This is a genomic window from Bradyrhizobium sp. 137, assembly GCF_023074095.1.
Classification (GTDB): domain Bacteria; phylum Pseudomonadota; class Alphaproteobacteria; order Rhizobiales; family Xanthobacteraceae; genus Bradyrhizobium.
Window position 1 is genome coordinate 32,151 of sequence record NZ_JADPKU010000112.1, and the last position, 14,171, is coordinate 46,321.

At 64.2% G+C, this 14,171-nt stretch carries 13 protein-coding genes; 8 read left to right on the top strand and 5 right to left on the bottom strand.

Going from position 1 to position 14,171, the window contains the following annotated elements:
• The first annotated feature begins 16 nt into the window (after positions 1-16).
• On the top strand, positions 17-1,417 hold the full coding sequence (gene lpdA, locus IVA78_RS29020) for a dihydrolipoyl dehydrogenase (RefSeq protein WP_247468955.1): 1,401 nt from the start codon (positions 17-19) through the stop codon (positions 1,415-1,417).
• 34 nt (positions 1,418-1,451) lie between these two features.
• Positions 1,452-1,982 carry a hypothetical protein gene (locus IVA78_RS29025; RefSeq protein WP_247468957.1) on the top strand — a complete coding sequence of 177 codons (531 nt, stop codon included), beginning with the start codon at positions 1,452-1,454 and terminating at the stop codon, positions 1,980-1,982.
• Positions 1,983-2,239: 257 nt separating this feature from the next.
• Here the strand turns inward: IVA78_RS29025 and IVA78_RS29030 are convergent, their stop codons facing one another.
• Together IVA78_RS29030 and IVA78_RS29035 are read right to left on the bottom strand one after the other, a co-directional pair.
• Positions 2,240-2,830 (bottom strand): DUF4337 domain-containing protein, encoded by a 591-nt coding sequence (locus IVA78_RS29030; RefSeq protein ID WP_247281236.1) that lies wholly within the window; start codon positions 2,828-2,830, stop codon positions 2,240-2,242.
• Positions 2,831-2,914: 84 nt separating this feature from the next.
• Positions 2,915-3,880, bottom strand: coding sequence for a tyrosine recombinase XerC (locus IVA78_RS29035; protein WP_247468959.1), 966 nt, complete (start codon positions 3,878-3,880; stop codon positions 2,915-2,917).
• Between the two features lie 124 nt (positions 3,881-4,004).
• Here IVA78_RS29035 and IVA78_RS29040 point away from each other — a divergent pair, with 124 nt between their 5' ends.
• Positions 4,005-6,215 (top strand): primosomal protein N', encoded by a 2,211-nt coding sequence (locus IVA78_RS29040; RefSeq protein ID WP_247468961.1) that lies wholly within the window; start codon positions 4,005-4,007, stop codon positions 6,213-6,215.
• Between the two features lie 211 nt (positions 6,216-6,426).
• Here IVA78_RS29040 and IVA78_RS29045 read toward each other — a convergent pair whose 3' ends face one another.
• Positions 6,427-6,933, bottom strand: a complete 507-nt coding sequence (locus tag IVA78_RS29045) for a septal ring lytic transglycosylase RlpA family protein (RefSeq protein WP_247281233.1) — start codon at positions 6,931-6,933, stop codon at positions 6,427-6,429.
• A 638-nt stretch (positions 6,934-7,571) separates the two neighbouring features.
• Here IVA78_RS29045 and IVA78_RS29050 point away from each other — a divergent pair.
• From IVA78_RS29050 to IVA78_RS29070, 5 genes are all read left to right on the top strand, one after another.
• Entirely contained in the window at positions 7,572-8,132 is a 561-nt protein-coding gene (locus IVA78_RS29050) for a F0F1 ATP synthase subunit delta (protein WP_247468963.1), read from the top strand.
• On the top strand, positions 8,132-9,661 hold the full coding sequence (gene atpA / locus IVA78_RS29055) for a F0F1 ATP synthase subunit alpha (RefSeq protein WP_247300026.1): 1,530 nt from the start codon (positions 8,132-8,134) through the stop codon (positions 9,659-9,661). The genes IVA78_RS29050 and atpA overlap by 1 nt, the downstream gene beginning before the upstream one ends.
• A gap of 174 nt (positions 9,662-9,835) precedes the next feature.
• Complete coding sequence (locus tag IVA78_RS29060; protein ID WP_247468965.1) at positions 9,836-10,711, top strand: F0F1 ATP synthase subunit gamma; 876 nt, start codon at positions 9,836-9,838, stop codon at positions 10,709-10,711.
• A gap of 52 nt (positions 10,712-10,763) precedes the next feature.
• Complete coding sequence (atpD, locus tag IVA78_RS29065) at positions 10,764-12,206, top strand: F0F1 ATP synthase subunit beta (RefSeq protein WP_247281229.1); 1,443 nt, start codon at positions 10,764-10,766, stop codon at positions 12,204-12,206.
• Positions 12,207-12,318: 112 nt separating this feature from the next.
• Positions 12,319-12,726: a F0F1 ATP synthase subunit epsilon gene (locus IVA78_RS29070; protein WP_247281228.1), complete on the top strand. Its 408-nt coding sequence runs from the start codon at positions 12,319-12,321 to the stop codon at positions 12,724-12,726.
• 315 nt (positions 12,727-13,041) lie between these two features.
• Here IVA78_RS29070 and IVA78_RS29075 read toward each other — a convergent pair whose 3' ends face one another.
• Together IVA78_RS29075 and IVA78_RS29080 are read right to left on the bottom strand one after the other, a co-directional pair.
• Positions 13,042-13,539, bottom strand: a complete 498-nt coding sequence (locus IVA78_RS29075; RefSeq protein ID WP_247468967.1) for an RNA pyrophosphohydrolase — start codon at positions 13,537-13,539, stop codon at positions 13,042-13,044.
• Between the two features lie 64 nt (positions 13,540-13,603).
• The gene (locus tag IVA78_RS29080) at positions 13,604-14,110 is read right to left on the bottom strand and encodes an RNA pyrophosphohydrolase (protein WP_247468969.1); all 507 of its coding nucleotides are present in this window, start codon (positions 14,108-14,110) and stop codon (positions 13,604-13,606) included.
• Between the last annotated feature and the right edge of the window lie 61 nt (positions 14,111-14,171).

A 14,171-nucleotide genomic window follows, 5' to 3' on the forward strand; every position in this document is an offset into this window, starting at 1 on the left:
TACGGGACTTTCTCTCATGGCTACCTACGATCTCGTCGTCATCGGCACCGGACCGGGCGGATATGTCTGCGCGGTGCGTGCAGCCCAGCTCGGCATGAAAGTCGCCGTGATCGAAAAGAACACTTTCCTCGGCGGCACCTGCCTCAATGTCGGCTGCATGCCCTCCAAGGCGCTGCTGCACGCGTCCGAGATGTTCGAGGAAGCCGGCCATTCGTTCGCGAAAATGGGCGTGAGCGTTTCCGCGCCGAAGCTCGATTTGCCGGCGATGATGAACTTCAAGCAGCAGGGCATCGACGGCAACGTCAAGGGCGTCGAGTTCCTGATGAAGAAGAACAAGATCGACGTGCTCCAGGGCACCGGCAAGATTTTGGGGACCGGCAAGGTCGAAGTCTCCGCCGACGGCAAGTCGCAGACAGTCGAGACCAAGAACATCGTGATCGCCACCGGCTCGGACATCGCGCGTCTCAAGGGCATCGAGATCGACGAGAAGCGCATCGTGTCCTCGACCGGTGCGCTGTCGCTGGACAAGGTACCCGGCAGATTGCTGGTTATTGGCGCGGGCGTGATCGGGCTCGAACTTGGCTCTGTGTGGCGCCGGCTCGGATCCGAAGTCATGGTGGTCGAATTCCTCGATCGCATTCTGCCCGGCATGGACGGCGAGGTCGCCCGGCAATTCCAGCGGATCCTTGAAAAGCAGGGATTTGCATTCAAGCTGGGTTCGAAGGTCACCGGCGTCGAAGCCAACAGCAAGGCATTGCTCGCGAAAATCGAACCGGCTGCCGGTGGTACCGCCGAGACCATCGAGGCCGATGTCGTTCTGGTCTGCATCGGCCGCACGCCCTACACCGACGGGCTCGGCCTGAAGGAAGCTGGTGTCGCGCTCGACGCACGCGGCCGCGTCCAGATCGATCCGCATTTCGCCACCAGCCTGAAGGGCGTCTACGCCATCGGCGACGTGGTTGCAGGCCCGATGCTCGCGCACAAGGCCGAGGATGAAGGCGTTGCGGTTGCAGAGATCATTGCGGGCCAGGCCGGCCACGTGAACTACGACGTCATTCCGGGCGTCGTGTATACCACGCCGGAAGTATCTTCTGTCGGCAAGACCGAGGAGGAACTGAAGCAGGCCGGCGTCGCCTATAACGTCGGCAAGTTTCCCTTTACCGCCAACGGTCGCTCCAAGGTCAACCAGACCACTGACGGCTTTGTGAAGATTCTCGCAGATGCGAAGACCGATCGCGTGCTCGGCGTGCACATTATCGGCCGCGAAGCCGGCGAAATGATCCATGAAGCGTGCGTTCTCATGGAGTTTGGCGGCAGTGCAGAGGATCTCGCCCGCACCTGCCACGCCCACCCGACCCGCTCGGAAGCGGTCAAGGAAGCCGCGCTTGCAGTCGGCAAGCGGGCCATCCATATGTAGTCCAAGGCCCGAGCCGAATCGGGCGGGACAACACATGCTGCGCCGCCTTCTTCAACCGGTCTGGGTCCTGCTTGCGATCGTCTTCCTGATCGAAGCCTGGCTGTGGGACCATCTCGAGCCGATCGTTGCAAAAGTCGTCGCGGCGATCCCGCTCGCGCGCTTCAAGCAATGGCTGACGGAGCGCGTCGATGCGCTATCGCCGGCCATGACGCTGATCGTGTTTGCGGTCCCGATCATCCCGCTGTTTCCGCTCAAGCTGGTCGGCCTGTGGCTGCTCGCGCACGAATACTGGACCAGCGCGGTGTTCACCATCGTGTTCGCGAAGATGCTCGGCCTCGGCGTCACCGCCTTCGTGTTCGACGTGACGCGCGCCAAACTGTTGGAGATGCACTGGTTCGAGCGGCTCTACGAACTGGTGTTGAAGGTGCGCGCCAAGGCCGCCGCGCTGGTCGACCCGGTCAAGCGGCGCATCCGCGAGCTGATCGCCGGCAACGGCGAGGGATGGTCCTCCCGCACGCTCCGCCTGATCCAGCGCTTCCGCAAGAGCGTGCACGAAGCGCGATAGCTGCTCGCCTCATATTCGGTGTCATCTCCACAGACTCACTGTCATTGCCCGCGAAGGCGGGCAATCCAGTATTCCAGAGACGTCGGTGATTGAACCGAGAAGTCGCGGCGTACTGGATGGCCCGGTCCCGTCTCCGCCAAGGCTACGCCGGGACCACAAGGGTACTCGGCCGGCCGGAGCTTTAGAAGGCGGCAAGCCGGGGCATGACAGCGGAATGTGTGGCGACGGATTCGCTGCGCCATCGTCACGCGCCGCCCTCAATGCAAATGCAATAGATGCGGCCACCACAGGCCGAGCGCGGTCATGATCAGACCGGCAATCGTCAGCACGCCACTGACATAGGCGAGCGCGAACATGCCGGTGATGATGGTGGCCGAGGCCAGCACGATGCCGATCTGGAAGGCGGCCGAGGCCAGCTCGAAGTGATGGTACTTCGCGGTCGCCTCGTCGCGATCGTGCTCGGCATGCTTGGCCTTCTCGGCGAGTTGCTCGGTGCCCTCGCCGGTCTCGGGCTCGGAGCGGTAGCGCTGCGCGGTCTTGGTCCAGTCGTCGACCTGTTTCTGCACCGTCGCCTTCATGGCCTCGTCGGTCGTGCCGCCCAGCGTCAGCTTGCCCTGTTCTGCCGCGGTCACCACCACGGTGCGGCGGATGCTCTTGGCCTGGAAGAACGCCCAGAGATTGGCAGCCTCGACGTTCTTGCTGATCGATTCGGTCTGGGCCCCCTTGCCCAGCGTTTCCGAGATCGCCAGGAACAGCGCCAGAACCGCTATCAGGAGCGCGATCTTCTTGTTCGAGCCGGACGCGTGTTCAGCGTGCTCGGCATGCTCCATGCTTTCATGTGCGCTCATGATGTCCCTCCTGCCTCGGTTCCCCCACGATTGACCGAACCGCGTGCGCCGCGCAAGAGGCAAGCACGTTATGACGTCAGTGTGTCAGCGCCGCGGATGCGCGCTGGCATAGACTTCGAGCAGCCGCTCGGAATCGATGCCGGTATACACCTGTGTGGTCGAGAGCGAGGAATGGCCGAGCAATTCCTGAATCGCGCGCAGATCGCCGCCGCGCGAGAGCAGATGCGTGGCGAAGGAATGGCGGAGCGCGTGCGGGGTGGCGCTGTCGGGCAGGCCGAGCGCGCCGCGCAGCCGCTCCATCGCGAGCTGGATGATGCGGGGGCTCAAGGGCCCGCCGCGCGCGCCGACGAAGATCGGGCCCTCGGCGGGCAGCGGATACGGGCACATCGCAACGTATTCCTGCACCAGCGCGAGCACGTTTTGCAGCACCGGCACCATGCGGGTCTTGTTGCCTTTGCCGGTGACGACGAGCACGTCGCCCTCGCCCGGTCGCGGCACCTCGCGACGCTTCAGGCCGAGCGCTTCGGAGATGCGCAGGCCCGAGCCATACAGCAGCGCCATCACCGCAGCATCGCGCGCCAGAATCCAGGTCTCGCGTTCCTCGCCGGCGCGCTCGTCGGCATCGGCAAGCCGTTTGGCCGACGCCATCGGCAGCGGCTTTGGCAGGCTTTTTGCGACTTTCGGCGCGCGGATCGCGGAGAGCGCGCCGACCTTGCCCTTGCCTTCGCGCTCGAGGAAGCGGCCGAACGAGCGCAGGCCTGCGAGCGCGCGCATCAGCGAGCGGCCGGCAATATCGTCGGACCTGCGCATCGCCATGAAGGCGCGCACATCAGTGGCTTCCAGCGCGGCGAAGCGCTCAAGCGTAACGCGCTCGCCCCAATGGGAGCAGAGGAAATCCAGGCATTGCCGCAAGTCGCGGCCATAGGCCTCCAGCGTCTTCGGCGACAGCCGCCGTTCGGCGCCGAGGTGCGACAGCCAGCGCGCCATTTCTTGCGCGATCGAGGGATCGGCGCTGGCGAGTTCGATGGATGGGGCGGCCGCTTTGCTCATGCACTCTGGACGTGGTGATTCCGCACAGTATATCGCATCACACCCGTTTATCGTTCGCTAAGGCCGCCCCAGGGCGCTAGCCTTGAGGCGTCCTAAGGTTCCGATTCTCCCTCCAAGCCAGTTCATGGATCATTCGTCGCGCAGCACGTCCGCCCCCGCCACCGCGACCCGCATGGTCGACGTGCTGGTGCCGGTCGCGCTCGACCAGACCTATTCCTACAAGTTGCCGCGCGGGATGGAGCTGAAGGCCGGCGATCTCGTCGGCGTGCCGCTCGGGGCGCGCGAGGTACTGGCCGTGGTCTGGGCCGAAAACGCCAATCCCGATCCGCGCCTGCATAACCGTCTCAAGGACGTCAGCGAGAAGCTCGACATCCCGCCTTTGAAGGGCGAGCTGCGCGCGGTCGTCGATTGGGTCGCCAATTACACGCTGAGCCCGCGCGGCATGGTGCTGCGCATGTGCCTGCGCATGGGCGAAAATCTCGGCCCTGAACGGATGCGCGCCGGCGTGCGGCTGGTTGGCGATCCGCCGAAGCGCCTGACGCCGGCGCGGCAGCGCCTGATCGCGGTGCTGTCGGACCGGCTGCTGCACGGCAAGTCCGAGGCCGCCAAGGAAGCGGGCGTCTCGGCCGGCGTGATCGACGGCCTCGTCGACGAAGGCACGCTCACGGTCGAACCGATGCCGCCGCCTCCGCCGCCGCCGGCACCCGATCCGGATTTTGGCCGGCCGGATTTCACACCGCTCCAACGCGCGGCGGTCGATACGATGCGCGCGCTCGCGGCCAACGGCACTTTCCACGTCGCGCTGCTCGACGGCGTCACCGGCTCGGGCAAGACCGAGGTTTATTTCGAAGCCGTGGCGGAAGCCATTCGTCGCGGAAAACAGTCGCTGATCCTGATGCCGGAGATTGCGCTCACCGGCCAGTTCCTCGACCGGTTCGCGCAGCGCTTTGGCGTTCGGCCGCTGGAGTGGCATTCGGAGCTGACGCCGCGCACCCGTGCGCGCAATTGGGCGGCGATCTCCGCGGGCAGCGCGCCGGTCGTGGTCGGCGCGCGCTCGGCGCTGTTCCTGCCTTATGCCAATCTCGGCCTCATCGTCGTCGACGAAGAGCACGACCAGGCTTACAAGCAGGACGATGGCGTGCATTACCACGCCCGCGACATGGCGGTGGTGCGCGCGCATATCGCCAAAATACCGGTCGTGCTGGCCTCCGCGACGCCCTCGGTCGAGTCCGAGGTCAATGCGCGCAAGAACCGCTATCAGCGCATCGCGCTGCCCTCGCGCTTCGGCGGCCAGCACATGCCGCATATCGAGGCGATCGATCTCCGCCGCGAGCCGCCGGCGCGCGGCCGCTTCATCTCGCCCCGGCTTGCGGGCGAGATCAAGACCGCGATCGAGCGGCGCGAGCAGGCGCTCTTGTTCCTCAATCGCCGCGGCTATGCGCCGCTGACGCTGTGCCGTTCCTGCGGCCATCGCTTCGCCTGCACCATCTGCGATGCCTGGTTGGTCGATCACCGCTTTCGTCAGCGCCTCGTCTGTCATCACTGCGGCTTCTCGATGCCGCGCCCGCACGTCTGCCCGAACTGCTCTGCGGAGGAATCGCTGGTCGCCGTCGGCCCAGGTGTCGAGCGCTTGCAGGAGGAGGCGGCCGCGCTGTTCCCGGACGCGCGCACCATGGTGCTGTCGAGCGATCTCATCACCTCGATCGAGACGATGCGCAGCGAGCTTGCCGAGATCGCGGAGGGCCGCGTCGACATCATCATCGGCACGCAGCTCGTCGCGAAGGGTCACAATTTCCCGCGGCTCAATCTGGTCGGCGTGGTCGATGCGGATCTCGGCCTCTCCAACGGCGACCCGCGCGCGGCAGAGCGCACCTGGCAATTGCTCAACCAGGTGATAGGCCGCGCCGGACGCGAGCAGGGCCGCGGCGTCGGCTATCTCCAGACCCACCAGCCCGATCATCCCGTGATGAAGGCCCTGATCGCCTGCGACCGCGAGGCCTTTTACGACAGCGAGATCGACCTGCGCGAGAAGACGCTCTATCCGCCGTTCGGCCGGCTCGCCAGCCTGATCGTCTCAGCAGGCGACCGGCCGAGCGCGGAAGGCTTTGGCCGCCGCCTGGTTGCGCTGGCGCCACGAGACGAGCGCGTGGTGGTGCTGGGGCCGGCGGAAGCACCGCTCGCGGTCATCAAGGGCCGCTACCGCTTCCGCATCCTGGTGAAATCGGCGCGCGGCTTCGATCTGTCGGATTATCTGCGGAACTGGCTCGCCGTGTGCCCGAAGCCGACGGGCAATCTCAAGCTCGAGGTCGACGTCGATCCGCAGAGCTTTTTGTAGGGGCTGTGCGCACTCTCTCCCCGTCATTGCGAGGAGCGAAGCGACGAAGCAATCCAGAATCTTTCCGCGGAGGCAGTCTGGATTGCTTCGCTGCGCTCGCAATGACGGAAGAACAAAAAGGCCCGCGGTCCCCCAAGACCGCGGGCTTGCTTCACGCGCGCATCAAACTGATGAAAACTGCGCGGCTGAGATGAGGCGCTTGGAGCGCGCGTTAGGAGACGACTTCCGCGGTGACGCGGCCGACGCCGGCGCCGGTCAGGCCGATGGCGCGGGCAGCGCCGGTGGAGAGGTCGAGCACGCGGCCACGAATGAACGGGCCGCGGTCATTGATGGTGACGATGACGCTCTGCCCGCCATGGGTGACGCGCAGCTTGGTGCCGAACGGCAGCGAACGGTGCGCGGCGGTCATGGCGTTCTGGTTGAAGCGCTGGCCCGAAGCAGTCTTGCTGCCGGATTCGTTGCCATAATAGGAGGCGATGCCGGAGAAGCTGCGGCCCGTGCCCGACGACGGCGTCATCGACGCATTGGCGTTGCGCCAATCGGAGCTCGCGTTGGTATCGTTCTGAGCGTGGTGGCGGTGATGATGATGGTGATGCCGGTGATGTCTGGATTTGGCGGAAGCCTCGGTGGCAGTTCCACCGATGAAGAGAGTTGCGGCAACGAATGCGATCGCCGTGCGCGGCCGGGTCGCAAAGCCCAGCGTCTTCAAAGACAGCATTTAGTGGTCCCTAAGCTAGTATTGCCACATATGTGGCTAGTGGAGCCCCCATCAGTTTGTGAGCGGTATGGCGTTTCCTTTCGCAATGCGGCGTGAATTGGGCAGTAAATCCGCTCTGTGTCGTCATGAAACATCTTGTTACCTGTGCCGATATTCGGTTGATGTTCCGCAATCCTTTGTTTTAACAATTCATTAACTAATCGATTACTTGGGAATACTGTAAAATGAAGTCATTTCCGCCAGCGTTTAGAATTGGGTAAGTATTCGACGAATGGAACTGACGCGGCGGGATTCACGCCTCGGCGATCCGTGTTCATGGCGGGTATGCGCTGAGGGCAAGGAACGAACAGGTGCCGAGCCGTCGCGAGGCTCACGGCAATTCCGTGATGCGGGAGCTCATCGTCACGTCGTCGTGGCGTGCGACGAACTGGCGACAGATCCTCATGCCTTTAATTTGGCGTCATGTTGCACCTGCGCGCCTGCTATGTTAGCAAAGCCGCGATTTTAACGAGCCCGGCACCTCCCGTGCTGGTCGAAAAATCGAAGTCCCGCTTGAATTCCAAGGGCTTGGATCGCTAGGCGCCGCTTCGTGGCGACGGTTTTTCCCTTGCGAGTTTGACAGCAAAAAGAGCGCGTCTGTGGCTGCAGAAGATACGTCCGTTTCCGGTGTGTCCGGCCGTTATGCAACGGCCTTGTTCGAACTGGCCCGCGACCAGAAAGTGGTCGACGAAGTCAAAGCCGATCTTGAGAGATTCGAGGCCCTGCTGACCGAGAGCGCCGATCTCAATCGCCTCGTCCGCAGCCCGGTGTTCGCGGCTGACACCCAGTCCAGGGCCTTGTCGGCCGTCCTGACCAAGGCCGGCATCGCCGGCATCTCCGCCAATTTCCTGAAGGTGCTGACCGCCAACCGCCGCCTGTTCGCGGTGTCGGACGTCATCCGCGCCTACCGCGCCCTCGTCGCCAAGTTCAAGGGCGAGACGACGGCCGATGTCACCGTCGCGGAAACGCTCTCGGGCAAGAATCTCGACGCCCTCAAGGTTGCCCTGAAGTCGGTGACCGGCAAGGACGTCGCGCTGAACGTGAAAGTCGATCCCTCGATCATCGGTGGCCTTGTCGTCAAGCTGGGCAGCCGCATGGTTGATAGTTCGCTTCGCACCAAACTCAATTCGATCAAGCACGCGATGAAAGAGGCAGGCTGATGGACATCCGCGCCGCGGAAATTTCCGCGATCCTCAAGGACCAGATCAAGAATTTCGGCCAGGAAGCTGAAGTCTCCGAAGTCGGACAGGTGCTGTCCGTCGGCGACGGTATCGCCCGCGTCTACGGTCTGGACAACGTCCAGGCCGGTGAAATGGTCGAGTTCGAGAACGGCACCCGCGGCATGGCGCTGAATCTGGAGACCGACAACGTTGGTGTCGTTATTTTCGGTGCCGACCGCGAGATCAAGGAAGGCCAGACCGTCAAGCGCACCCGCGCCATCGTGGACGCGCCGGTCGGCAAGGGCCTGCTCGGTCGCGTCGTCGACGCGCTCGGCAATCCCATCGACGGCAAGGGCCCGATCCAGGCCGACAAGCGCATGCGTGTCGACGTCAAGGCGCCCGGCATCATTCCGCGCAAGTCGGTGAACGAACCGATGGCGACCGGCCTCAAGGCGATCGATGCCCTGATCCCGATCGGCCGCGGCCAGCGCGAGCTGATCATCGGCGACCGCCAGACCGGCAAGACCGCGATCGCGCTCGACACCATCCTGAACCAGAAGCCGCTCAACGCGCAGCCGGACGAGAACATCAAGCTGTACTGCGTCTACGTCGCGGTCGGCCAGAAGCGTTCGACCGTTGCCCAGTTCGTGAAGGTGCTGGAAGAGCAGGGCGCGCTCGAATACTCGATCGTCGTCGCCGCCACCGCCTCGGATCCGGCACCGATGCAGTACATCGCGCCGTTCACCGGCTGCACCATGGGCGAGTACTTCCGCGACAACGGCATGCACGCGGTCATCATCTATGACGATCTGTCCAAGCAGGCCGTCGCCTACCGCCAGATGTCGCTGCTGCTGCGCCGCCCGCCGGGCCGCGAAGCCTATCCGGGTGACGTGTTCTATCTGCACTCCCGCCTGCTCGAGCGCGCGGCGAAGCTGAACAAGGACCAGGGCTCGGGCTCGCTGACCGCGCTGCCGGTCATCGAAACCCAGGCCAACGACGTGTCGGCCTACATTCCGACCAACGTCATCTCGATCACTGACGGCCAGATCTTCCTGGAAACCGACCTGTTCTTCCAGGGCATCCGTCCTGCGGTGAACGTCGGTCTGTCGGTGTCGCGCGTCGGCTCCTCGGCGCAGACCAAGGCCACCAAGAAGGTTGCGGGCAAGATCAAGGGCGAGCTCGCGCAGTACCGCGAAATGGCGGCGTTCGCGCAGTTCGGCTCCGACCTCGACGCCTCGACCCAGCGCCTGCTCAACCGCGGCTCGCGTCTCACCGAGCTCCTGAAGCAGCCGCAGTTCTCGCCGCTGAAGATGGAAGAGCAGGTCTGCGTGATCTGGGCCGGTACCAACGGCTATCTCGATCCGCTGCCGCTCAACAAGGTGCGCGCGTTCGAGGACGGCCTGCTCTCGCTGCTGCGCGGCAAGCACGTCGACATCCTCAACACGATCCGCGACAGCCGCGATCTCTCCGACGACACCGCTGCCAAGCTGAAGTCGGTGGTCGAGGGCTACGCGAAGTCTTTCGCATAAGAAGGCCGTCAGGGCGGGGAAGGCGCGAAGCGCGTCTTCGCATCTAAAGTCCCGGCCAATCCACGCCTTCGCGTGGCTTATGAAGACGTGGATGCCCGGGACAAGCCCGGGCATGACGATTGGGATAGGCTAGCGGCTTGATCGTAAGGGTCGAACCGCCGGGGTGAACGAAGAATGGCGTCACTTAAAGACATGCGCGTCCGCATCGCCTCCACCAAGGCGACGCAAAAGATCACCAAGGCCATGCAGATGGTCGCGGCGTCGAGATTGCGCCGCGCCCAGCAAGCGGCCGAAGCGGCACGGCCCTACGCCGACAAGATGAGCGCGGTGATCGCTAACATCGCCAGCGCCGCCGCGGGCTCGCCCGGCGCGCCGGCATTGCTGGCCGGCACCGGCAAGGACCAGGTTCACCTGCTGCTCGTCTGCACCGGCGAGCGCGGCCTGTCCGGCGCCTTCAACTCCTCGATCGTGCGCCTGGCGCGCGAGCGCGCGCAGGCGTTGATCGCGCAAGGCAAGGAAGTGAAATTCTTCTGCGTCGGCCGCAAGGGCTATGAGCAGCTCCGCCGCCTGTTCGACAAGCAGATCGTCGAGCACATGGATCTGCGCAGCGTCCGCCAGCTCGGCTTCATCAATGCCGAGGACATCGCCAAGAAGGTTCTGGCGCGTTTCGACAACGGCGAGTTCGACGTCTGCACGCTGTTCTACGCGCGCTTCCGTTCGGTGATCGCGCAGATCCCGACCGCCCAGCAGATCATTCCGCTGACCGTGGAAGAAAAGGCGGCGAACGCGCCGGCGACATCCTACGAATACGAGCCGGAGGAGGACGAACTCCTCCCCCGCCTATTGCCGCGCAATATCGCGGTGCAGATCTTCCGCGCGCTGCTCGAAAACAATGCCTCGTTCTACGGCGCGCAGATGAGTTCGATGGACAACGCCACCCGCAACGCCGGTGAAATGATCCGCAAGCAAACCCAGATCTACAACCGAACCCGTCAAGCCCAGATCACCAAGGAGCTGATCGAGATCATCTCCGGCGCCGAGGCGCTCTGACGCACCAATTAAACGACGGTCGTTCAAGTACAGAATTTCGAAGGAGAGCTTCATGGCTACAGCAGCTAACCCGGTCGGTCGCGTCACCCAGGTCATGGGCGCCGTCGTCGACGTTCAGTTCGAAGGCCACCTCCCGGCCATTCTCAATTCGCTGGAAACCAAGAACGGCAATATCCGTCTGGTACTCGAAGTTGCGCAGCATCTCGGCGAGTCCACCGTGCGCACGATCGCGATGGACGTGACCGAAGGTCTGGTGCGCGGCCAGGAAGTGACCGACACCGGCCAGCCGATCGCGGTTCCGGTGGGCGCCGGCACGCTCGGGCGCATCATGAACGTGATCGGCGAGCCGATCGACGAAGCCGGCCCGATCCAGTCGGAAGGCAAGCGCGCCATCCACCAGGAAGCGCCGACCTACACCGATCAGTCGACCGAAGCTGAAATTCTCGTCACCGGCATCAAGGTCGTCGATCTCTTGGCCCCGTATGCGAAGGGCGGCAAGATCGGGCTGTTCGGCGGCGCCGGCGTCGGCAAGACCGTGCTGATTCAGGAGCTGATCAACAACGTCGCCAAGGCGCACGGCGGTTACTCCGTGTTCGCCGGCGTCGGCGAGCGGACCCGCGAGGGCAACGACCTCTATCACGAGTTCATCGAATCCAAGGTCAACGCCGATCCGCACAATCCGGATCCGAGCGTGAAGTCGAAATGCGCGCTGGTGTTCGGCCAGATGAACGAGCCGCCGGGCGCCCGCGCCCGCGTCGGCCTCACCGGTCTGACTGTCGCTGAGCACTTCCGCGACCAGGGCCAGGACGTGCTGTTCTTCGTCGACAACATCTTCCGCTTTACGCAAGCCGGCTCGGAAGTGTCGGCGCTGCTCGGCCGTATTCCTTCGGCGGTGGGTTATCAGCCGACGCTCGCCACCGATATGGGCGCGCTGCAGGAGCGCATCACCACCACGCAGAAGGGCTCGATCACCTCGGTGCAGGCCATCTACGTGCCGGCCGATGACTTGACCGACCCGGCGCCTGCGACCTCGTTCGCGCATTTGGACGCCACCACCGTGCTTTCGCGCGCGATCTCGGAAAAGGGCATCTACCCCGCGGTGGATCCGCTCGACTCGACCTCGCGCATGCTCTCGCCGCTCGTCGTCGGTCAGGAGCACTACGACACCGCGCGCCAGGTCCAGCAGGTGCTCCAGCGCTACAAGTCGCTGCAGGACATCATCGCCATTCTCGGCATGGACGAGCTCTCGGAAGAGGACAAGCTGACGGTGGCCCGCGCCCGCAAGATCGAGCGCTTCCTGTCGCAGCCGTTCCACGTCGCCGAAATCTTCACGGGTTCGCCGGGCAAGTTCGTCGACCTCGCCGACACCATCAAGGGCTTCAAGGGCCTGGTCGAAGGCAAGTACGACCACCTGCCGGAAGCTGCCTTCTACATGGTCGGCACCATCGAAGAAGCCGTCGAGAAGGGCAAGAAGCTCGCCGCTGAAGCGGCTTAAGCATTCTCATCTCGTCATCGCCGGGCTTGACCCGGCGATCCATCGAGAGCGTTTTGATGGATGGACCCGCGGGCCAAGCCCGCGGGTGACAAGCGGAAAAAACGGATAGCTCATGGCCACCTTTCACTTCGATCTCGTCTCTCCGGAAAAGCTCGCCTTCTCGGGCGAGGTCGACCAGGTCGACATCCCCGGCGTCGAGGGTGACTTCGGCGTGCTGGCGGGACATGCGCCGGTCGTCGCTGCGATCCGCCCCGGCATTCTCACCGTGACCACGGGCGGCAGGCACGAGAAGGTCATCGTGCTCGGTGGCCTTGCCGAAGTCTCCGAAAGGGGCCTGACCGTGCTCGCCGACGTCGCGACGTCGCTGGCCGAGCTCGATCGTGCGCAGTTCGCCGAGACGATCGCGGAGATGGAAGAGAATCTGAAGGAGCACGAAGGCAGCGAGCTCGATCACGCCATCGAGCGGCTGGACCACTTCAAGAGCATCCAGCACCAGCTCAACTCCACGGCTATGCACTAAGCCCCGGGGCACCGCTCCGGGGCTCAAGCCTAGAATTCGTGAACAGATTCAGCGCTCGTCACACCGTGGCGGGCGCTGAAGCTTTGCTGCACCGCGCCGTGCGCGCCTAGTTTAGCTGGCCCAATGCCGACGCAAATCGCGAAGGCACCGATGACGCCGCCGAGTGCCACGCGGCGATGGCGCCGATGTCGGCACCTTCACCATTCGATTGCGCTTTGCCGCCGATTCTACCCGACACTTCAAAGGCTTCACACTAACCACAGTGCATCGCGCCGAAGGTGCTCGGCTACTGTGCATGGGGTTGTTTTCGCAGTTTTAGTTTCCGAACCCCGCAAACTGCCGTGCCACGGCGCGGTAGACGTCGCGGCGGAACGGGACCACGAGGTCGGCGACGTGGTCGAGGCGCTCCCAGCGCCAGGCGTCGAATTCCGCCGGTTGGCCGTTGCGCGGCGTCAGCGGATCGATCTCGTCGTCACGCCCGGTGAAGCGCAGCGCGAACCATTTTTGGCGCTGGCCACGGAATTTCGCCAGCCGGTGCGTCTGCGGTCCGTCGTAGGGCGGGAATTCGTAGGTGAACCAGTCGGTCTCGCCGAGATAGTCGGCGCTGACGACGTTGGTCTCCTCCCAGAGCTCGCGCATCGCCGCATCGCGCAGATTCTCGCCCTCATCGACGCCACCCTGCGGCATCTGCCAGTCGAGTCCCGGCAGGATGATCTCGGGCCCGTCGCCCTTGAAGCGGTGGCCGATCAGCACGCGGCCATCGGCGTTGAACAGGGCGATGCCCACATTGGGGCGGTAGGGCTTTTCCGTCACGCGTGCATCTTTCGCTGTCACTCCGCGCGATGGATTAGCACCGAACCTGGAACGGCAACTCGAATTATTGATCCGCCAGCGCGGAAAATTCCTTCACCACGCGTTCATAGACCGGACGCTTGAACGGGATGATCAATCCCGGGAGGTTCTTCATCGGCTCCCAGCGCCAGCTCACGAACTCGGCCTTGTGGCCGCCGCCGCCGGGCTTTTCGACATTGATCTCGCTGTCCTTGCCGGTGAAGCGCACCGCGAACCATTTTTGGCGCTGGCCGCGGTAGCGGCCCTTCCAGGTGCGCCCGGCCACCGTGCGCGGAATATCGTAGGTCAGCCAGTCCGGCACCTCGCCGAGCCGCTCGACCGAGCGCACGCTGGTCTCTTCATAGAGCTCGCGCTTGGCGGCTTCCCAGGTGTCCTCGCCGGGATCGACGCCGCCCTGCGGCATCTGCCAGACATGGGTGTCATCGACATGCTCGATGCCGCCGGCGCGGCGGCCGATGAACACCAGCCCCTTCGTGTTGATCAGCATCACACCGACGCAGGTCCGGTAGGGCAGATCCTCGTAACGCGCCATTCCGCCAGACCTCTCGCATGCTGTTGTCGGTAGGACCTGATGCGGCCCCGCCGGGCACCCG

Excerpts from the sequence above, each read along its gene's own strand:
- lpdA (WP_247468955.1), top strand. The coding sequence starts at position 17 with ATGGCTACCTACGATCTCGTCGTCATCGGCACCGGACCGGGCGGATAT.
- IVA78_RS29025 (WP_247468957.1), top strand. The coding sequence starts at position 1,452 with ATGCTGCGCCGCCTTCTTCAACCGGTCTGGGTCCTGCTTGCGATCGTC.
- IVA78_RS29030 (WP_247281236.1), bottom strand. The coding sequence starts at position 2,830 with ATGAGCGCACATGAAAGCATGGAGCATGCCGAGCACGCTGAACACGCG.
- IVA78_RS29035 (WP_247468959.1), bottom strand. The coding sequence starts at position 3,880 with ATGAGCAAAGCGGCCGCCCCATCCATCGAACTCGCCAGCGCCGATCCC.
- IVA78_RS29040 (WP_247468961.1), top strand. The coding sequence starts at position 4,005 with ATGGATCATTCGTCGCGCAGCACGTCCGCCCCCGCCACCGCGACCCGC.
- IVA78_RS29045 (WP_247281233.1), bottom strand. The coding sequence starts at position 6,933 with ATGCTGTCTTTGAAGACGCTGGGCTTTGCGACCCGGCCGCGCACGGCG.
- atpA (WP_247300026.1), top strand. The coding sequence starts at position 8,132 with ATGGACATCCGCGCCGCGGAAATTTCCGCGATCCTCAAGGACCAGATC.
- IVA78_RS29060 (WP_247468965.1), top strand. The coding sequence starts at position 9,836 with ATGGCGTCACTTAAAGACATGCGCGTCCGCATCGCCTCCACCAAGGCG.
- atpD (WP_247281229.1), top strand. The coding sequence starts at position 10,764 with ATGGCTACAGCAGCTAACCCGGTCGGTCGCGTCACCCAGGTCATGGGC.
- IVA78_RS29070 (WP_247281228.1), top strand. The coding sequence starts at position 12,319 with ATGGCCACCTTTCACTTCGATCTCGTCTCTCCGGAAAAGCTCGCCTTC.
- IVA78_RS29080 (WP_247468969.1), bottom strand. The coding sequence starts at position 14,110 with ATGGCGCGTTACGAGGATCTGCCCTACCGGACCTGCGTCGGTGTGATG.